The organism is Chryseobacterium lathyri (assembly GCF_030812195.1).
GTDB classification, from domain to species: domain Bacteria; phylum Bacteroidota; class Bacteroidia; order Flavobacteriales; family Weeksellaceae; genus Chryseobacterium; species Chryseobacterium lathyri_A.
In genome coordinates this window covers 1911644-1932390 of sequence record NZ_JAUSSF010000001.1, presented here as the reverse complement: position 1 = coordinate 1932390, position 20747 = coordinate 1911644, and the positions used below count along the sequence as shown (strand labels likewise).

Genomic DNA, 20747 nt, shown 5'->3' with positions numbered 1-20747 from the left:
TATGAAGCTGTCGATAATTATTGTTAATTATAATGTGACCCGGCTGTTGAGAAACTGCCTTCTGTCTATCCAAAAATATACGGAAGGGGAGAGCTATGAAGTAATTGTCATAGATAATGCATCTACAGACGCTTCCTGGAGTGATCTCATTCCGGAATTTCCTAAAGTACATTTTATATCCTCGGAACAAAATGAAGGTTTTGCTGTTGCCAATAATAAAGCGATAAAAACAGCAGCCGGAGAATATGTTCTTCTTCTAAATCCCGATACTGAGCTGGAAGGATCTTATATGAAAGATATTCTGGATTTTGCAGATTCCAAGTCGGATTTTGGATGTCTCGGAGTAAGGATGCATGATACAGAGGGGAATTTCCTGCCTGAAAGTAAACGTTCCGTACCCGATATGTTCAATTCTTTTGAAAAACTGTTTACAAATTTGAAAAGAAGCAATTCAAAATCTTATTACAGAAGCGATATTGATGAAACTGAAGTTGCAGAAGTAGATGTGGTTACCGGAGCTTTTTTATTGATCAGAAAAGATGTCTACGAAAAAATTGGAGGCCTTGATGAATCTTATTTTATGTACGGGGAAGATATAGACCTTTGCTATACGCTGTTGAGAAACGGTTATAAAAACTATTATTACGGAAAAGCTTCCATTCTCCATCATAAAGGAGAAAGTACCGTTAAGGATGAGGTGTACCTTGATCGGTTTTATGGGGCTATGCAGATCTTTATAGATAAGTACTACAGAGAATCCAAGCCTATGCAGTATTCGTTTTTAAAAGCAGGACTGAGACTCCGCCACAAGATCGAGAAAATCAAACTAAAATAAAAAAGCAGTTCAATTTGAACTGCTTTTGTTGTATATAAGATAGGTCTGTTATTATTTTGCCGGAGCTGCAGGTGTCTGAGCCGGAGTAGTGGTAGTAGCCGCCGGAGCAGACTGCTTAGCCGGAGCTGTGGTTTCTTTCTTTACTGGCTGCTGTTGTGTCGGAGCTGCCGTTGTAGGCTTACCTGTGATCACTACGCTTATAAGGATAAGAACGATGATTACTGCGCCCAGAGTCCATGTTGCTTTTTCCATGAAATCATTGGTTCTCTGTACTCCGAACTGTGCAGGTGATGCTCCTCCGAAAGTACTGGAAAGGCCTCCTCCTTTTGGATTTTGAGCCATAACGATGATTACCAATAAGATGCTGGCAATCATAACAAGAACCATCAATAGTGTAAATATAGTATCCATTAATTCTGATATCTTTTTGAATGGGCAAATTTAATCTTTTTTTACCGAATGGCAAAGAAGATCAGGGTAAATGTTATTAAAAATAAAAACGGCAGCGTCAGCTGCCGTTTTTTCTATAAAATAGTATTCCTTATTTAAAATCAGAATCTTTAGCCTGGTTCACTTCGTATGATTTTACATTCATGACCATGTCCATGCCCATTTGATTCACTGAGATCGTATGTGGCATTTTCACACCATTTACATCCTTGTAATTAGAAAAAGTGGTAGGAATGGTTACTTCCTGTCCTTGGGCCTTAGCAGTTCTGGTTTCTCCTGTTTTTAATCCTGTAGCTACACTGTAGTAATACGTTACATTATTTCCTTTAACAGCATAGGAATCTTCGCCACCGATTTTTTCAATTCCGGCCACTTTGTAATCTGAAGATTTTGCAAAGCCTAATTCTTCAAATAATTCAGTGTTTTTCTGTTTTTCAGCGACTTGTTCCGGTTTCATAGGTGTTTTCTGTCCCATTTGCTCAGAATATCCCTGTTTTCCGTCGAAAACCTGCTTTTGAACAACCTGGCCCATGGCAGTAACTGATGTTAGTTCCTTGCCGCCTTGGGCTTTTGTGATTTTAAAATCAATATTCTGTCCCTGCATAGACATCGAAGCGTTCATTGTGTAAGAAGAGATTTTCGTGAGATTTGCTTTTCCTCCGATTACACTGATGTATTTGTCAGCAATAGAAGCAACACTTACATTGGCATCAACTTTTTGTGCAGTCGGCTTTGCTACCGGATTGGCTTCTTTGTCGTAATATTTTACAGGATAGCCCAATTTTTCAAGTCCTTCAGAAATATCAGAGGCTTTACCGGCAATAAAAATTCTGCTTTGATTAGGTAGAATGGTAGATTTCACCGCATTGGAAATATCAGCGGCAGTTACTTTATCAATTGATTTTAAATAATTGGTATAGAAATCAGATGGAAGATCCTGAACCTTTTGATTTAAAGCAAACTTGGCGATCGTTTCCGGTTTCTCCAGAGACATGATGAAAGATCCTTTCAGTTTAGCCTTGGCATTTTCCAGTTCTTCAGGCTTTACGGTAGAAATGGCATTAAGTTCATTCATAAATTCTTTAACCGCTTTATCCGTAACCTCATTTCTTACACTGGCATCAGCGGAGAAATCAGAAGAATATTTACCGGCATTCATATTCGAATAAGCACCATACGTAAATCCGTTCTTCTCGCGAAGGTTCATGAAAAGTCTTGCTTCACCACCACCGCCTAGGATATAATTGGCCATTGTAGCAGCAAAATAGTTCGGGTCCTTCATTTTAAGATTGTTCAGGTTGTTCACCGAAACCACAGACTGTACAGCAGAAGGAACATCCACCACATTAATTTCTGTTTTAGCAAGGTTAGAAGCCTGTTCCAGAGCTGTTACAGGGGTATTGGCCTTTTTCCATCCGCTGAAAGCTTTTTCCACCAGCGATTTTACCTTATCAAATTTCACGTCACCTACAATTACTAAATAAGCATTGTCCGGAGCGTAATATTTTTTATAAACGTTTTGTACGTCAGCTAATTGAATTTTATTGATGGTTTCCACGGTTTCAAACTCACCCCTGGCTGTATTTTTACCATACATTAAGGCAGTGGAAACCTTAGAAGCGATAGAAGAAGCATTTTTCTCTTCAGATTTCAATCCTTCTACCGCTCTTTCTTTTGAATTTTGAATTTCTTCCGCAGAAAATTTAGGATTAATGATCGCATCTGCCATTAAGCCCAATACTTCAGGGAAGTATTTTGAAAGAGAGTTTGCAAAAGCACCATTGGAAGAAAAGCTTAAATTAGCTCCCAGATAATCTACTTTTTTGTTAAAATCCTCTTTGCTCAGATTGGTTGTTCCGTTTTCGAACTGCTCAGCCATGATAGAACTTACACCGGCTACACTTCCTTCAAGAAAAGGTGGTCTGTCCATAGAAAGGGTAGTATTTACTCTCGGCAGTTTATTATTTTCCACCACCATTACCGTAAGGCCGTTGCTCAGCTGGAAAGTTTTTGGTTTTGCAATGTTGATGGCAGGAGTAGGTCCCGGCTTCGGCATTGCATTAAGGTCAATTTTTTGTGCTGAAACCGTTCCTGCGAATAAAAACGCTGCAGCTATATATGTTAATTGCTTTTTCATTTGTAAAAATTTAATTTTTAATAATCATCTTTCAAACCTGAGTTTTAAATGATTACTTTTTTTCAGGAACGTAATTAATGATTACCCTTTGATTAGAATTCAGATATTTCTTGGCAGCGTTTTGCAGATCTTGTTTCGTGATCGATCTGTAGATGTCAATTTCCTTATTGATCAGGTTGGTATCACCCATCAGCACATGATTGGTAGCCAATGAAGCAGCAATTCCCTGAATACTAGAGTTGGCATTTACAAACTGATTCTCATACTGATTCTGAAGTTTCTGATAATCCTCCTCAGAGATCAGGCCTGTCTGCAGTTTTTTGATTTCTGTATCGATATCAGCCTGCAAAGTCTGCTTTGTCGTCTGTCCCATCGGGATTGCGAAGAATGCAAAAATACTGTAATCTTCAAGACCCTGGTTGAAAGCCTGTACGGCAAGTGCTTTTTTATCCTGATCCACCAGTTTTTTGTATAAAACAGATGATTTACCATTGCTCAGGTAAGAAGAAAGCATATCAAGAACATACGCATCCTTTTCTTTATTGGCAGGTGTTCTGTATGCAAAAATATACGCAGGAAGCTGAATGTTCGGGTCTGTAGCCGTTACCTCTTTTTCCTGAGTGATAGGAGCGTCTTTCGGGAAATCTTTCGGATAAAGCGTTCCTTTTTGAATTCCTCCGTAATATTCCTGGATCCATTTTTTAGTTTGCTCAGGCTTAATGTCTCCTGCAACCACTAATGTAGCATTGTTCGGAACATAATATTTTTTATAAAAAGCCTGGAACTCTTCCAGCTTTGCAGAGTTAAGATCTTCCATAGAACCGATCGTAGGCCAGTTGTACGGGTGATTGGTAAATAAATTTTTCTGAATGGTAGGGAAAAGATTTCCATAAGGCTGGTTATCCATTCTTAATCTTTTTTCCTCTTTTACAACCTCTCTCTGAGTATCTACTCCCACCTGGTTGATCAAAGCATGGCGCATTCTTTCAGCTTCCATCCAAAGACCCAGCTGCTCGTTATTCGAAGGGAATGTTTCATAATAATACGTCCGGTCATTCGTAGTGTTTGCATTATTTTGTCCTCCGTTTGAAGAAACGATCTTGAACCATTCACCTCTTTTGATATTGGGTGTTCCCTCAAATAAAAGATGTTCGAAAAAATGGGCAAAACCTGTTCTTCCCTTTACTTCATCCTTAGCACCTACATGATACATGACCCCAGTAGTGACTACCGGCGCAGAATTATCCTGGTGAAGAATTACGTGAAGACCGTTTGGCAGGTCATATTCTTCGAATTTAATTTGCTGTGCATTCAGGATCATTCCGAAGAAAGATGCTGCTGCAACAGAAAGAAGTCGCTTTTTCATAAAGTAGAAATTGTTTTGGATAAATTAGTAACAGAAACGAAGCATTTGTTACATAATTACTCTACTTTTTTATTGATTTATTTGTGAAATTTATAAGTCTACAGTTTTGTAAACCGGAAGATATCCAATACAAAAACAAAAATGATGGCAGCGAATACTTCTGATTAAAACTGTTTTGGCCCTTAAGAACAGGCTGTCCAATTTTTTACTTTCTATAAATTAAACTCATAATTTGAATTGTCCTTTGAATACATTAATTTTGTGTTCCCAAAATTTTTGCAGTATGGATTATCTGAAAGGACTCAATGAATCACAATATGAAGCCGTTACCTCTCTACAGGGACCATTGATGGTGCTTGCAGGGGCGGGTTCCGGAAAGACACGTGTGCTTACCATGCGTATTGCCCACCTGATCCACAACGGAATTGATCCTTTTAATATTCTGGCACTAACTTTTACCAACAAAGCGGCCCGCGAAATGAAGGACCGTATCGCGAAAGTAGTGGGGGACAGCAACGCAAGAAGCTTATGGATGGGAACTTTCCACTCGGTTTTTGCAAGAATTCTGAGAATTGAAGGTCATTATCTGGGTTATCCGTCCAATTTTACCATCTATGACCAGCAGGATGCCCTGAATGTCATCAGAAAAGTTCTTAAAGACATGAATATCGATGCCGATCTTTATAAACCTAAAAAAGTTCAGGCAAGAATTTCAACATACAAAAACAATCTGATCACGGTAAAAGCTTATTTCAACAATCCTGAACTGATGGAAGCTGATGAAAAAGCCAACATGAAATTCATCGGGAAGATCTACCAGAAATATGTAGAGGCATGCTTCAAGAACGGAGCCATGGATTTTGATGATTTACTTTTGAAAACCAATGAATTATTAACCCGTTTTCCGGAAGTGCTGGCCAAATATCAGGACAGGTTCAGGTATATCATGGTAGATGAGTACCAGGATACCAACCATTCCCAGTATCTTATTGTGAAAGCGCTGGCTTCAAAATTTGAGAATATCTGTGTGGTAGGGGATGATGCACAGTCCATCTATTCCTTCCGAGGTGCGAATATTTATAACATCTTAAATTTCAAGAAAGATTATCCTGATGCCATAACAGTTTCCCTAGAGCAGAATTACCGCTCGACTCAGAATATTGTGAATGCAGCCAATGTTGTCATAGCAAAAAATTTACAGCAGTTTAAAAAGAATGTTTTCAGCGATAACGAAGAAGGAGATAAGATCAAAATATACCGTTCCCTTTCCGATGCTGATGAAGCGAATTTTGTGGCCGGAAATATCTGGGAACTTAGAAATACCGACCAGAGAAAATACAGTGATTTTGCGATCTTGTACAGAACCAACTCGCAGACCAGAGCATTTGAAGATGCGCTGAGACGTAAAAATATTCCGTATAAGGTTTACGGAGGGCTTTCTTTCTATCAGAGAAAAGAGGTGAAAGACCTTATCGCTTACCTGCGTCTTCTGATCAATGAAAATGACTCGGAGGCATTGATGAGGATCATCAATTACCCTACAAGAGGAATTGGGGAAACCACACAGAATAAACTGATTGTTTTTGCAGATTCTCATAATGTGACCATTTCACAGGTGCTGGGTAATCTACCGATGTATGCTCAGCAATTGGGCTTAAACAATGGTGTTTTAACCAAACTGAATGATTTCTGGTCCATGATCAAAGCCTTCCAGGTATTGCTGAAAACTGACACGGCTTATAGTGTGGCCATGGAAGTCGCCAAACGCAGCGGACTGATTAAATTCTTAAAAGACGACCAGACTCCTGAAGGGATTTCCAGGGTAGAAAACGTACAGGAATTGATGAACTCTATGCAAGGATTTATTGAAGAGCAGATGCAGCTGGAAGATGGTGACCCGAGCCTTCCGAATTTCCTTGAGAATATTGCCCTTTCTGCCGATACGCAGGATAAAAATACGGATGAGGATATGGTTTCTTTAATGACCATTCACCTATCCAAGGGGCTGGAATTCCCAGTGGTACACCTTGTGGGGCTTGAAGAAAACCTTTTCCCAAGCTTTATGAGTTCAGCAACAAGGGAAGATCTGGAAGAAGAAAGACGTTTATTTTATGTGGCACTGACAAGAGCGGAAAAGCAGGTGTTTTTCTCTTACGCGGTTTCGCGCTTCCAATGGGGGAAAATTACGGATGCAGAGCCCTCAAGATTCTTGAGCGAAATTGATGATGAATATATTGAATTCTTAAATCCCGCTCTAGAAAAGAGGTTTATCAATAATACAGGAATCAAATCCAATATTTTTGATGAGCATCCTTCCGAACAAAAAGCATTCAGAAGAGTTGAAAAGAAAACCATTGACAAAGGAGATGGCTCAAAACCTGCACCGGAAGTCAGAAAACTGAAACCTGTAAGCACTGCAAAAATTATCAATCCAAGTGGTGCTTCTTCACAGGATATTGAAGTCGGAGATAAGGTAAGACACGACCGTTTCGGGATTGGAGAAGTTTCTTTCCTGGATGGTACAGATCCGCAGAACATTAAAGCCAAGGTGATTTTCATTCATGAAGGAGAGAAAAACCTTATTCTGAAATATGCTAAGCTTACAAAAATATAACAGTTGATTTTCAGCACAGAAGCTGAGGAGAATATTTTATAACGGATTCCATTTTTGGATTCCGTTTTTTTATTCAAACGCAAGATAGCACGAATGTATTTTGCGATCCTGGTGGCATTTGTGAAAAATTAGTATCATTCGTTTTTAAAACAACAATAGAAGAAAGCTATCTTAAATTTTCATAAAACAAAAGTCTATTATCTTTGTAGACTAGTAAATTTATTCTACATTTGCCACTCAAAAAACATAAACTATTTAATTGATGAAGGGTATGAAAAATAAAAAGACCATTTTGTCAGCTTCAGTTCTTTTTTTCCTCGGAACATATGCTTTCGGGCAGGAAAAAGAAAAAGACAGCGTGAAAACCAATAATGTAGAAGAAGTAGTGGTGCTGGGCTCAAGAGCCGGTGCACGATCCAAAACAGACAGCCCGGTTCCTGTGGATGTCTTCAATATAAAAGAATCATCGGTAATTCTTCCACAATCCAGTATAGGACAAATTCTGAACGCAGTGGCACCATCATTTACCTCTACCATTCAGACCAATTCAGATGGAACAGACCATTTGGATCCGGCTCAGCTGAGAGGATTGGGGCCGGATCAGGTGCTGGTTTTGGTGAACGGAAAGAGAAGGCATACCTCAGCGTTGGTCAATGTCAACGGAACACCGGGAAGAGGAACGGTAGGCACCGATTTGAACTCCATTCCTTCTTTTGCATTAAACAGGATTGAAGTATTACGTGACGGTGCTTCAGCTCAGTATGGATCCGATGCTATCGCAGGTGTTATCAACCTTGAACTGAAAAAAGATATTGGTAAACTGACGGGGCAGGTGAGCTATGGCGGAAATTTAACCCCAACGGCAAATGACCATACGGGAGATTTTGACGGACAGAATATTCAGGTGGATCTTAATTATGGAAATAAGATAGGAAATAAAGGCGGTTTTTATAACGTCACATGGTCTTCACAGTTCAGGAATCCTACTTTCAGGGCCGGTGCAGAAAGCGGGGCAATTTATAATGCGTACAATGCAATTGAAAAACGGGCTCAGAATGATGGGGTAAACCTTTCTTCTCTCTTTTCAAATATTAACAATGTTCCCAATTCCCAACAGCTGATTAATTATATTCATCAGTATGCTCAGGGTGTAAGCTATTTTTCTCCGGATCTTCAGAACCAGATTCAGGGAGCTAATACCATTAGTGCTTTATAAGTACTTTTGAAGGGTGATTTTACTGATCAGGAACTGGCTTACAGAGGGCTGAGCAGAAAAGATTTCAATATGCAGGTAGGACAGTCTAAGCTGAACAACCACCAGCTTTTTGCCAATATTGAAGTTCCGATTAATGACAATTGGAAAGTATATTCTTTCGGTGGATACAGCTTCAGGCATGGCAGTTCAGGAGGATTTTACAGAAAACCGAACCAAAGCAGAACGTTTACAGGACTGTATTCAGACGGTTATCTTCCTCAGATCGGAACGGATATTCAGGATCTGTCACTTTCAGCCGGAATTAAAGGAAACTGGGACGGCTGGAATATTGACTTTAGTAATACATTCGGACAGAACTCATTTACCTATAATATCAGCAATACTGGAAATACTTCATTACGTTTCGCATCTCCCGATGAGTTTGATGCAGGAGGTTTAAGATTTTCCCAGAACACGATCAATTTAGATTTCTCAAAAAAATATGATGTATGGAGCGGAATTAATATTGCCTTCGGAGCAGAGCACCGCTATGAGAATTTTAAAATAACACCGGGAGAGGAAGCTTCTTACGCAACTTATGATGCAGCAGGAAACGTGTGGAATAATACAAGCCCGAGAGCAACGGATTTCTTTGGAAATGCACTTCCCGGAGGTTCGCAGGTTTTCGGAGGTTTTCGGCCTGTTAATGCTGTAGACAAGAACAGACAGGCCGTGGCAGCGTATGCTGATGTTGAATTCAATTTTACCAATTGGTTATTAGTGGATGCAGCAGCGAGATATGAAAACTATTCAGATTTTGGATCTACTTTCAATTATAAACTGGCTTCAAGAATAAAGGTAGCTCCTGATTTTAATGTAAGGCTGGCTGGTTCTACAGGATTCAGAGCGCCTTCCATCCATCAGATTTATTATAATGTGACGTCAACTCTATTTACGAACAGTCAGCTTTTGGAAGTGGGAACATTCAGCAATGATTCAGAAATTGCAGGCTTACTGGAAATGCCAAAACTGAAGCAGGAAACTTCCAAATCTGCCAGTGTAGGATTTACCTACAGAATTCCTTCTGCCAGACTTACTTTTACTGCAGACGGATATTTTACAAGAATCAACAACAGGATCATTCTTACGGACCAGTTCTTAAGATCAGATGTTCCGGCTGCCGCACAGGCTGCTTTTGATGCCGAGGGAATTAATGGAGCACAGTTTTTTACCAATGCCATTGATACGGAAACAAAAGGAGTAGATGTGGTGATTTCCCATACTGCAAGATTTTCAGGGGTTAAGCTTGATAATAATTTCGCGGTTAATATTAGTGAGACAAGGAAAGTGGGAGATACCCATTCTTCAGGACTTTTGCGGTCACCTAACCTTGAGAAGATCTATTTTTCAGAAAAGTCAAGAGTATACCTTGAAGAGGCAGTTCCAAGGGTAAAAGCAAGCTTATCGCATACGCTTTCCTGGAAGAAGGCGAGTATCTATCTTAGAAATACCTATTTCGGAAAAGTGACGGGTGCAGATATTATTGATGCCAACGGTGACGGGCTTACCGGGTTTAATGAACATCAGCAAATCGGAGACAAGATCATTACCGACCTTTCACTGGCCTACCAGTTTACAAAAAATGTAGGACTGACTGTAGGGGTGAACAATCTTTTTGATATTTATCCTGATAAAAACCTTACTGCATCCACAAACAATGACCAGTTTATCTATTCCCGCTCAACTTCTCAGTTTGGACAGAACGGAAGGTATGTGTTCACAAGACTTAACTTCAATTTTTAAATAAATAATAATTAGTAAACAAAACAGTCCGGACCATCCGGACTGTTTTGTTTTTAATATTTTACCTGATTATCTTTCTACAAGCTCTTTTACGGCTTCTCCATAGAAGTCAATTTCGGTTGTTTTGATCTGCAGAAGCTGATACCATTTAATGAAAGCTCCGATAAATACAATGAGCATCAGGATCATAGCGGTAGCTGCCAAAGCTGCCAGCAGATACTGTTCCTTAGGAAGGTAAATTGTTGTTACCTGAATATAACCGGCCCAGAAAGTAATTCCGGCCATAAATACCCCGGGAATTGCAGAGCATAAGGCATATTTTCCTCTTTTCATCCGGATCAGCATCGTTGTACAGACAATCAGTCCGCAGGCGGCCAATAATTGGTTGCTGATTCCAAACAGCGGCCAGATACTACTTACATTACCGGTAAATACCAGATATCCCCAGGCGAAAGTAAATAAAAGGCTGCTGATGATAATGCCGGGAACCCAATTTTTGTCATTGAATTTTGGAATGAACGAACCCAGCATTTCCTGTAAAAAGAAACGGCCTACTCTTGTTCCTGCATCAATGGCAGTAAGGATAAATACAGCTTCAAACATGATGGCGAAATTATACCAATATGCCGTCAGCTGATCCATGTACGGGATCTTATTGAAGATGTGAGCCATTCCTACAGCTAAAGACACAGCTCCGCCTGTTCTCCCATGAAGTTCAATTCCTATTTTTTGTGAATAGTAATCTATATCTACACCGTGCAGTGATGGATGCGCTGCGAGAAAGGCATCATAAGATTCTTTCGGAGTATTGATAGCAAAATAATCACCAGGCATTAAAGTACATGCGGCAATTAAAGCCATTAAAGCTACAAAACCTTCCACGAGCATAGCTCCATAGCCTACAAAAAGGATTTCTTTTTCCTTATTAAGCATTTTAGGAGTTGTTCCCGTTGCAATAACTGCATGGAAACCTGAAATAGCCCCACATGCAATAACAATAAAAATAAAAGGAAGTACCGGTCCGCCTATAACGGGGCCTCCGCCATTTACGAATTCAGTGAGGGCAGGCATCTGGATTGTTGGGTGAATGACAATAACCCCTACGGCCAGCATAATGATCGTTCCTATTTTCAGATACGTTGAAAGATAATCCCGGGGTACAAGGAGTAACCAAACCGGAAGTACAGAAGCCAGAAAGCCATACAGAGGAATAGCAATGGAGATCGTTTTTATATCCCATGAAAACAGGTTGTTCATAGTTTCATTCTGCATCAGGCTGTGTCCCCCAATGATTCCTGCCACTAAAAGAATACCGCCTAAAATGCTGGCGAAAAGGACACTGTTTTTTCTGTATCTCATGATAAGGCCCATAATAACCGCAATAGGCATGGTAATGATAACGGTAAAAAGAGACCATGAAGCCTCATGCATGGCATTGATACAGGCCAATGATAAGCCAGCCAGTGTAAGGATCAGAATAAATAAAATAGCAAAACCTGCAACCGTTCCTGTAGCCCTGCCTATTTCTTTGGAGGCAATAGTTGCAAGACTTTGTCCTTTATGCCGTACTGAAGCAAATAGGACAACCATATCATGTACTCCGCCACCCAATACACATCCGATCAGGATCCATAAGGCACCGGGCAGATAACCGAACTGAGCTGCCAGTACAGGCCCTACCAATGGGCCGGCAGCTGCAATCGCAGCAAAATGATGGCCGAAAAGTACATTCTTATTGGTAGCCACATAATCTTTACCATCGGCAAATTCTACTGCCGGAGTAGTGTTTTTATCATTAAGCCTCAGTACTTTATTGGCAATGAAAATACCATAAAAACGATAGGCAATTGCAAAAACGAGTACTGATACAAAGATCAGGGTGAGCGCATTGGTGTTATTCAGAAAATCCATATCATCTGTTTTTTTTAAGGATGGATAATTAAAAATATCGGATATTTTGTTAAGAATAATTTAAACAAAAGCCAAGTTAATTATTTTATGAGTAAAAAAGATGAAATGTATATTAATCTAGCAATTTTGTAATACGTTATTGAATTTAATGAATTAGTATATTGATTTATAGTAGTTTATTTTTGGTATGGATCAGTATATGTATGTTTTACTTTTTTTGTGATGTGATGAAATCCACCATCTGGTCGGTAAGCTTATCCATATAAGCTTTATCCGTTGTTCCGAAACCGTGGATACCGTCTTGTACGATCAGCAGGCTGTTCTGAATATTTTCTCTTTTAAGCTTTCTGTGAAGTTTTTTAGACTGTTTTACAGGAACTACTTTGTCTTTATTGCCCTGAACGATTAATGTAGGAACACCGCCCGAAGCATAAGTTACCGGAGAAATGGTTTTGAAATATGCTATTGTTTCTCTTTTATCTTTTTTAATATCATACCCCGACAATCCTCTCACTAGGTCCGTTCGGAGATCCACTATTTTCTTTACTGCCAGTTCGAAAAAAAAGACAGGCACTTTTCCTAGTCGTGTATGAAGGAGTTTATTCAGATCAGTGGGTCCATAATGATCCACCACATAATTTACTTTTGCAGAATAGGATGAAAGTTCCGGACTTCCGGTAAACTGATTATCCGGTGTATAGGCCGCTAACATTGACAGATGTGCTCCTGATGAAGCACCAAAAAAACCAATATTGTTCGGATCGAAATTATACCTGGCTGCATTTTTCCTTACCCATCTCACAGCGTCTTTAGTATCCTCTAAAGGAAGCGGGAAATGGATGCTGTCATTCAGAAGAGTATAATCGATGCTGATAACTGCATACTTTTTGTCCAGGAGCTTTGAAATAAAGATTTCAATATAGTTTCCGTCTTTGATCGTTTTATCCCCTTTTACCCAGGCACCTCCGTGTACATAGATGACTACGGGTACTTTCTCGCCCGAAGCATTTACAGGACTGTAAATATCCAGCGAAAGAGGGTTTCCTTTTTTACTGGTTTTATACACAATGTTTTCTGATACCTTTGATATTTCGGGCAGAAGACTGCTTTTTTGAGGATTTGATTCAAATTGACTTTGTGAATAACTTAAATTAAAGAAGCTTAAATAGAAAATAAAAAACAGGTTTATAAAAAACCTGTAGATTGATATGTTGTTTAATGTCGATTTCATAGTATACTTTTTATAATGCAGTGTTATTTTACTAACTCTTCAAAAAGTTTACCAAATGTTTTTTCCAGGTCTTTAGATTTTCCCGGATGAGGTCTTGATGTCTGAACGGAGGAACTTCTTACAGCGGTCAGCCAGCGGAAACGATCAGGAATATCCATCAGGGCAATCGGTCCTCCTTCTTTATCTCCATTGGCAATTTTCTGGAAGCTTTTGAGATTCTGAATAACGTCATCATAATCCAGCTTGCTGTGCATCAGTCTGAATTTATCGGGACATAAGTAAAACTCTACACGGATGAATTTTTCCTTTTTGGAAAACATCACAAGGCCAATATTGAAAAATTCTTCTCTTTCAACTTTCGGTACCAGGCGTATAACAGCGTATTCGTATATTTTATCCTCTTGCATTTTTAGCTTCGTTTACAAAGATTTGAGAGTTTTCTAACCTTGTTTTCATGAACTGGAAATAGATCTCGCGGATCTCTTCAGGAGTTTCATCGGCGTCATCCCAGTGGAGCCAGTCCTCTGGAATTAAATTGACAATTTCCCTGAAAAGCTCATCGTTCAGTACTTCATGAGCAAACTTATCTGCTTCATCCAGCATTTTTGCTTTCGGGAGCAGTACATGGTCCTTCACATATTTGAACGGAGTCTTTGCAGCCGCATCAAAATTCTGCCATGAATGATGGAAATAAAACGAAGCGCCATTATCGATGACCCAAAGTTCTTTATGCCACATCAGAAGATTGGTGTTTTTAAAAGTACGGTCAATATTGGTAATGAATGCGTCCAGCCATACGATCTTTGAAGCCAGAAGAGGATCTATTTTTACCCCGGGATCATAGGTGATGGAACCGGAAAGATAATGCAGCCCCAGATTCAGGCCCTCCGAAAATTTCAGTAAATCCTGAATTTCCTCATCGGCTTCTGTTCGTCCAAAATCAACGTCCAGATTAATAAATACCAGCTCGGGAATCTTCAGACCCAAAGCTTCCGTGATCTTGCCGCCCAAAAGTTCAGAGATCAGCATCTTTACCCCGTGGCCTGCGCCCCGGAATTTCAGTACATATTTAAAATCATCATCAGCTTCTGCCAAAGCAGGAAGAGATCCGCCTTCCCTTAAAGGCAGGATGTAACGCGTGACGGTTACCGTTCTTAAATCCAGCATACCGCAAAAATAAGGTTATTTTGATTACTATCTAAGAAATTCCGGCTTAGAAGATTAACTTTTCTGGGTGAAATTTTTTTTATATATTTAGATTAAAGGAAATGCTGCTGATCCCTATTATTTAAGAATTGTAATTAAATTTTTTATATGGAATTGATAAAAAACCTTAACATAAAACTGGAAAATCCAGAAACCCGGGATTTTCTCGCTGATGCCATTTATCATGAAACTAACAACAAACTGCCGTTAGTGATCTTTGTTCATGGTTACAAAGGCTATAAAGACTGGGGGGCATGGAATCTGATGGCTGAGAAGTTTGCTGAAGCGGGTTTTTTCTTTGTGAAATTTAATTCTTCCCATAACGGAACTACCGTTGAAGATCCTCACAATTTTGGTGATCTGGAAGCTTTTGGGAACAATAATTATTCAAAAGAACTTTCCGATCTCGGTGTTGTGATTGATCATTTTGTGAAAGACCCGCATGTTGACGACCAAAGGATAATCCTGATAGGGCACAGTAGAGGAGGAGGGATTTCCATTATCAAAACATTTGAAGATGAAAGAATCAACGGACTGATCACCCTGGCAAGTGTGGATAGTTTAGACCGTTTCCCTAAAAACGGAGCCCTGGAACACTGGAAAAAGGAAGGTGTATATTATGTCCTGAACGGAAGGACAAAACAGGAAATGCCTCATTACTACCAGTTTTATGAAGATTTTGAAAAAAATATTCACCGTTTTGACGTGGAAAGAGCAACGGAAATGGCTAAAGCCTATGTGCTGATTGTCCACGGGACCCAAGACGAAAGTGTAAGTGTAAAAAACGCAGAACATCTTCATATCCTCAATCCCAACTCAGAATTGTTCCTGGTCGAAAATGCTGATCATACATTCGGATCAAAAGAGCCCTGGACAGAAAATACTCTTCCCCACAATCTGAATATCGTTACAGAAAAGTGCATCGATTTTATCAATAAAAATTTGAAATAAAATTTCAACCCACAATTTCCGGTTAAATCTGTAGATCTGTGCAATCAGGAAGTAATCTGTTAGTAATTTAATTTTTTCCGCTAAGAAATAAATAAAAAACCAGCCTTATATAGAGCTGGTTTTTATGTTGTGGAATTATTGTATTGCTAAAAGTGTCCATGCTTCTTCAATCCTGCTTTCCAGCAGTAATTTCTGAGCATCCAGATGAATATTTTCATCTGCATGGAAATCTCCTGCAGGAAGCATTTCTACATTGGCAAGCATTCCCAGATCATTTCCTGTAAATACCTTACTGTACTTAATGGAATCCGGCAAAAGATCAAAACCGATTCCTTTTGTAACCAATGGTTTCGGAACTTCAAAAAGGCTGTTTTCGTTGCTTCTGGAATACCAGTTGCCTCCTAAACGGGCTACCATATCAAGCTTTTGCTGATCCAAGTTTCCAGCTTCGTTCAGGTATTCTTCCCTGATGTGGATTTTCTGAACCTCACAGATGACAAGATTTCCTGCACCGCCCTGGTCTCCCAAAGATTTTATTTCTAACACTTTACATTCAAAGTTGACAGGACATTCTTCAATCAGTTTGGGTTGTATCAGATCTGCGTCTTTCATCGTTAAACCTGATTTAATAAACTCATTGACTCCGGTTTCGTATTCTGTAGAAGCTAAAGAAATCTGCTGTACAATTGGAAAATTTACTGTTCCTATCACTACTTCAGGAACCTCAAGAACATTTTCCAAAGTATGTTTAGTTGTATTGTCACGTACTCTTCTCGACGGCGAAAAAATCAACACCGGCGGAACTGTACTGAACATATTAAAGAAACTGAATGGTGATAAATTGATAGTTCCGTTTTTATCTACTGTAGAGGCCAGAGCAATTGGACGCGGAGATACAGCGGTCTGCATAATGGTCTGGAGCTGTACGGCAGATAGCTCGGAGGGTATTAATGTTTTCATTGTTTTCTCTTTAACAACTTAAGTGATCTTGAATATTTACCATTTAACTCAACAGACTTAAGTGTTTAATTTAATATTAAACTGTTGGAATAATTTTCCCCGAAACCTCACCAAAACCTACTCTCACGCCATCTTTTTCAGCCCAGGCTTTCATGGTCACAGTATCATTATCTTCAATGAATTTTCTTTCCTGGCCGTCTTTCAATTGCAGGGGATTTTGTCCTCTCCAGGTCAGTTCCAGCATAGATCCGAAAGATTTTGGATCACTCCCTGAAATGGTTCCGCTGGCATATAGATCTCCAACTTCCACATTACATCCGTTTACCGTATGATGTGCCAATTGCTGGGCCATATTCCAGTACATGAACTTATAATTACTTTCTGAAATAAGGTTTTCTTCACCGTTTTCAGGCTGCAGATAAACTTCAAGGTTGATATCATAATTTTTATCACCTTCAAATTTTAAATAATCTAAAACTTCAGGATCCTGCTTTGGAGAAGCTGTTCTGAAAGGTTCCAGTGCTTCAAGGGTAACGACCCACGGAGAGATAGAAGAACCGAAGTTTTTACCAAGGAAAGGTCCCAGTGGAACATATTCCCAAGCCTGGATATCTCTTGCCGACCAGTCGTTGAATACTACCATTCCGAAGATTGCTTCTTCAGCATCCTTTGTAGAAATGCTTTCACCCATTTCTGAGTTTCTGTTAAGGATGAAGGCCATTTCCAGTTCAAAGTCAAGCTGCTTGCTCGGTCCGAAAACCGGTTTTTCAGCGTCTGCAGGTTTCGTCTGGCCTTTCGGACGGTTAATTTCCGTTCCTGAAACTACAATGGATGAAGCTCTTCCGTGATAACCTACCGGAAGATGTTTCCAGTTCGGAAGCAATGCATTGGCCGGGTCACGGAACATTTTTCCAACATTCGTTGCATGCTCAATGCTGCTGTAAAAGTCTGTATAATTGGGGATGTGCACAGGCATCATCATTTTTACTTTATCAAGGTCATAGAAAGCATCTGCAATGGTTTTTTCGTCTTTTGACAGGATTGAACCTTCCTGTAGAAGCTCCTGAATTCTGGTGCGTACTACGTTTGTTACAGGTTTTCCCAGTTCAATAAACTCGTTAATGGTGTAGGCTTCAAAAATATTGTCGTCCAATCCTTCAATATTTTCAAAATATCCAAGATCATAAAGGGTGGCAAGGTCAACGACCTGATCTCCGATCCTTGTACAGCATCCGATATATTCTTTATTAAAAACTGCTACTCCGAAAGGAATATTATGTATAGAAAAGTCTGAATCTGAAGAATATTCTACAAATGATTTCATAATTTTTTGAAATTAAATTAAAATGGTAAGATAGCAAAATCCATAATCTGCTATCCCAGTTCTTGGGAATTATTTCTTTTTGGAATAAGAGGCTTCATCTATCCATCTGTCCTTGGTATTAACATCAATAAGGTACAGGATATTATCCTGCCTAGTCAGCAGCAAAGTTTTGGTTACAGGCATCGGAACTTTTTTGTTTTCAAGTTTGTCTGCTCTCAGAGAAAGGATATTTTTTTTCCTGATGATATCTCCTGTAAAAACATTTGAGCTGCTTTCGCCGGTAGCTTTGTCATCAAAAACTTCTACATAGGTAGCTTCTTTTCCTTTAATAACAATAAAGTCTCTTTCCGTGTGATCCTCTGCATCTTTAATGAAGACAAACTTCTTGTTGTCAATATTTACATTTTCAAGATGCTGATTGATCCCTTTTCTTTCTTCCAGACGGTTAAGGATCTCATTAAGGGTTCCATACTGAGCCTGAAGCCCTAGTGTTCCAAAAAATAAAATCCCGATAAAAAATTTTCTCATAATGTGTGTTTTAAAAAAAAGTTTTGTCAAGACTCCTCATCCTGACAAAACTAGTATTCTATATTTAAATTAAAGATTTCCTCTTCTTTCCTGCTCTCTTTCCAGTGCTTCGAATAACGCTTTGAAATTTCCGGCGCCAAAACTCTGTGCACCGTGTCTTTCAATGATTTCGAAAAACAGAGTAGGACGGTCTTCTACAGGCTTCGTAAAGATCTGAAGTAAGTATCCTTCTTCATCATGATCAATAAGGATGCCTAAGTCTTGTAATTTTTTAAGATCTTCATCAATATGGCCAACTCTTTCAGGAACCATATCATAGTAAGCCTCTGGTGGAGCGGAAAGGAACTCTACCCCACGTTTTTTTAATTCGGTTACCGTATGGATGATATCTTTTGTAGCTACAGCGATATGCTGTACACCCTCTCCTTCATAGAAATCAAGATATTCTTCTACCTGAGACTTCTTTTTGCCTTCTGCAGGTTCATTGATCGGGAATTTCGCAAATCCGTTTCCGTTGGACATTACTTTAGACATCAATGCAGAATATTCTGTATTGATCTGCTTGTCATCGAAAGAAAGGATGTTCACAAAGCCCATTACTTTTTCGTACCACTCTACCGTAGGGATCATTCTGTTCCAGCCTACGTTTCCTACACAGTGATCTACATATAACAAACCTGTCTCTTCAGGGTTATAGTTGCTTTCCCACTTTTCGTATCCGGGCATGAACGCTCCATTATAGTTTTTTCTTTCAATAAACATGTGGATTGTTTCTCCGTATGTATAAATTCCGGACATTCTTACCTCACCGTTCTCGTCTGTTAAAGTTACAGGTTCCAGATATGGTTTTCCGCCTCTATTGGTTGTTTCTTCAAAAGCTTTATAAGCGTCATCTACCCAAAGTGCCAAGATTTTCACTCCATCACCATGCTTTTTTACATGCTCGCTGACAGGTGAATCGGATTTAAGCCCTGTTGTTAATACCAGTCTTATTTTTCCTTGTTGGAGAACATAAGAGGCACGGTCTCTTACTCCTGTTTCAGGACCAGCATATGCTACAGACTGAAAACCGAAGGCGGTTTTATAATAATGGGCAGCCTGTTTAGCATTTCCTACATAAAACTCAATGTAATCTGTACCGTTGATCGGTAAAAAATTCTCAGCTTGAGCAATTTTTTCGGCAAATGTAAGTGTTGACATATTTCTATTTTACTTTTATTTTTATGTATGCAAATTACAAAAATCTTAGAAATAGCGAAAGTATTGAAATGGATTCCTTGAATATAGTTAACATAAAGTTAAAAAAGAGTTCATTTAAGTATATTTAAGTTTTCTTATAACAGAATTTGATATCTATCTTTGAGATACAAAGAACAAGTGAAAAAAAAATATTTTCGAAACAGGAAAGCCGTAGAAATTTTCTACGGCTTTCTTATTTATCGATTTCGACTTTTTTGTTGAGTCTTCCAGCATCAGGATTATAGTTGTCCCAGATCTTCCAGACATTGTCTATTTTACGGATAAAATAGATTTGGGTATTGAGCTGGTTCACGAAATGTTCCTCGCCGGTTTCACCTACTTTGAACAAAAGATTCCAGAATTCCTGGGTTTCCAATATTTTTTTATCGGGTTCATCAGTAACAAGATGAATGTCGAAAACTTCATAATTGGAACGGTTGTTTTTAGTGACTAACTGAAAATCTCTTTCACACAATTCCCTGCTGAACTCTGAAGCTCTTTCTAAAAATGGAGAACCGTCAAATACAAGGTCTTTGAAAATTTCCGTTTTATGATTCGGAAAATTTTTGTAAAATTCAAATGCGGTGGCACAGTAGTCATACACCATTTTTGTTAGAAATTCAAGACCGTCTCCTAACTCTTTTTCCTTATTGTTTAGTTTTAGTGACTGTATATAATCATTTAAATCTTTATAGCCCAGGAAGATACAGATCTTGTCCAGGGTTTTCAGAAACCTGAGGTCATTGTGGGTTTTGTCCTGATAATCATTTTCAAAAAAACGCTGGAGAGTAACATGTGATATTGTATTTCCTATTTCAAATTTTTTCCCGCCTTTCAGCTCTTCAGCATCAGATAACTCATCTTTTATAATTTCGGAAAGAATAATATAATGGCTTCTTTTCCATTCACTCACATTTCCCAAGACAGAATTTCTTACTTTCGAATGCTTTTCAACTTCCTCTCTTATAGAATTATATATAGTTTTCAATTTCCTTTG

Annotated in this window: 15 protein-coding genes and 1 pseudogene; 4 read left to right on the top strand and 12 right to left on the bottom strand. The window is 39.0% G+C overall.

The window, feature by feature from the left end:
* The first annotated feature begins 1 nt into the window (after position 1).
* A complete protein-coding gene (locus J2T03_RS08660) occupies positions 2-835 on the top strand; it encodes a glycosyltransferase family 2 protein (RefSeq protein ID WP_306844046.1) in 834 nt (277 codons plus the stop codon).
* 51 nt (positions 836-886) lie between these two features.
* Here J2T03_RS08660 and secG read toward each other — a convergent pair whose 3' ends face one another.
* From secG to J2T03_RS08645, 3 genes are all read right to left on the bottom strand, one after another.
* Positions 887-1246: a preprotein translocase subunit SecG gene (gene secG, locus J2T03_RS08655; protein ID WP_306844047.1), complete on the bottom strand. Its 360-nt coding sequence runs from the start codon at positions 1244-1246 to the stop codon at positions 887-889.
* A gap of 130 nt (positions 1247-1376) precedes the next feature.
* Positions 1377-3422 carry a M16 family metallopeptidase gene (locus J2T03_RS08650; RefSeq protein ID WP_307210739.1) on the bottom strand — a complete coding sequence of 682 codons (2046 nt, stop codon included), beginning with the start codon at positions 3420-3422 and terminating at the stop codon, positions 1377-1379.
* A 52-nt stretch (positions 3423-3474) separates the two neighbouring features.
* A complete protein-coding gene (locus tag J2T03_RS08645) occupies positions 3475-4788 on the bottom strand; it encodes a M16 family metallopeptidase (RefSeq protein ID WP_307210737.1) in 1314 nt (437 codons plus the stop codon).
* Between the two features lie 283 nt (positions 4789-5071).
* On the opposite strand from J2T03_RS08645, the gene J2T03_RS08640 reads away from it, so the two are divergent.
* Positions 5072-7402: an ATP-dependent helicase gene (locus J2T03_RS08640; protein ID WP_306844051.1), complete on the top strand. Its 2331-nt coding sequence runs from the start codon at positions 5072-5074 to the stop codon at positions 7400-7402.
* Between the two features lie 271 nt (positions 7403-7673).
* Positions 7674-10400, top strand: a pseudogene (locus J2T03_RS08635) (TonB-dependent receptor plug domain-containing protein).
* A gap of 69 nt (positions 10401-10469) precedes the next feature.
* Here J2T03_RS08635 and J2T03_RS08630 read toward each other — a convergent pair.
* The 4 genes from J2T03_RS08630 to J2T03_RS08615 form a co-directional block, all read right to left on the bottom strand.
* The gene (locus J2T03_RS08630) at positions 10470-12311 is read right to left on the bottom strand and encodes a carbon starvation CstA family protein (protein ID WP_307210736.1); all 1842 of its coding nucleotides are present in this window, start codon (positions 12309-12311) and stop codon (positions 10470-10472) included.
* 208 nt (positions 12312-12519) lie between these two features.
* Entirely contained in the window at positions 12520-13542 is a 1023-nt protein-coding gene (locus J2T03_RS08625; protein WP_307210733.1) for an alpha/beta hydrolase, read from the bottom strand.
* A gap of 23 nt (positions 13543-13565) precedes the next feature.
* Positions 13566-13949, bottom strand: coding sequence for a DUF3037 domain-containing protein (locus J2T03_RS08620; protein ID WP_306844058.1), 384 nt, complete (start codon positions 13947-13949; stop codon positions 13566-13568).
* The gene (locus J2T03_RS08615; RefSeq protein WP_307210731.1) at positions 13936-14709 is read right to left on the bottom strand and encodes a HipA family kinase; all 774 of its coding nucleotides are present in this window, start codon (positions 14707-14709) and stop codon (positions 13936-13938) included. Before J2T03_RS08615 ends, J2T03_RS08620 begins: the two co-directional genes overlap by 14 nt.
* A gap of 147 nt (positions 14710-14856) precedes the next feature.
* On the opposite strand from J2T03_RS08615, the gene J2T03_RS08610 reads away from it, so the two are divergent.
* Complete coding sequence (locus J2T03_RS08610) at positions 14857-15699, top strand: alpha/beta hydrolase family protein (protein ID WP_307210729.1); 843 nt, start codon at positions 14857-14859, stop codon at positions 15697-15699.
* A 135-nt stretch (positions 15700-15834) separates the two neighbouring features.
* Here the strand turns inward: J2T03_RS08610 and J2T03_RS08605 are convergent, their stop codons facing one another.
* From J2T03_RS08605 to J2T03_RS08585, 5 genes are all read right to left on the bottom strand, one after another.
* Positions 15835-16659 (bottom strand): flavin reductase family protein, encoded by an 825-nt coding sequence (locus J2T03_RS08605; protein WP_307210727.1) that lies wholly within the window; start codon positions 16657-16659, stop codon positions 15835-15837.
* Positions 16660-16735: 76 nt separating this feature from the next.
* Positions 16736-17983 carry a fumarylacetoacetase gene (gene fahA / locus J2T03_RS08600; RefSeq protein ID WP_307210724.1) on the bottom strand — a complete coding sequence of 416 codons (1248 nt, stop codon included), beginning with the start codon at positions 17981-17983 and terminating at the stop codon, positions 16736-16738.
* Between the two features lie 69 nt (positions 17984-18052).
* On the bottom strand, positions 18053-18511 hold the full coding sequence (locus J2T03_RS08595) for a hypothetical protein (protein WP_306844067.1): 459 nt from the start codon (positions 18509-18511) through the stop codon (positions 18053-18055).
* Between the two features lie 69 nt (positions 18512-18580).
* On the bottom strand, positions 18581-19711 hold the full coding sequence (gene hppD, locus J2T03_RS08590) for a 4-hydroxyphenylpyruvate dioxygenase (RefSeq protein WP_306844069.1): 1131 nt from the start codon (positions 19709-19711) through the stop codon (positions 18581-18583).
* Positions 19712-19943: 232 nt separating this feature from the next.
* The gene (locus J2T03_RS08585) at positions 19944-20738 is read right to left on the bottom strand and encodes a hypothetical protein (RefSeq protein ID WP_306844072.1); all 795 of its coding nucleotides are present in this window, start codon (positions 20736-20738) and stop codon (positions 19944-19946) included.
* Positions 20739-20747 lie beyond the last annotated feature (9 nt).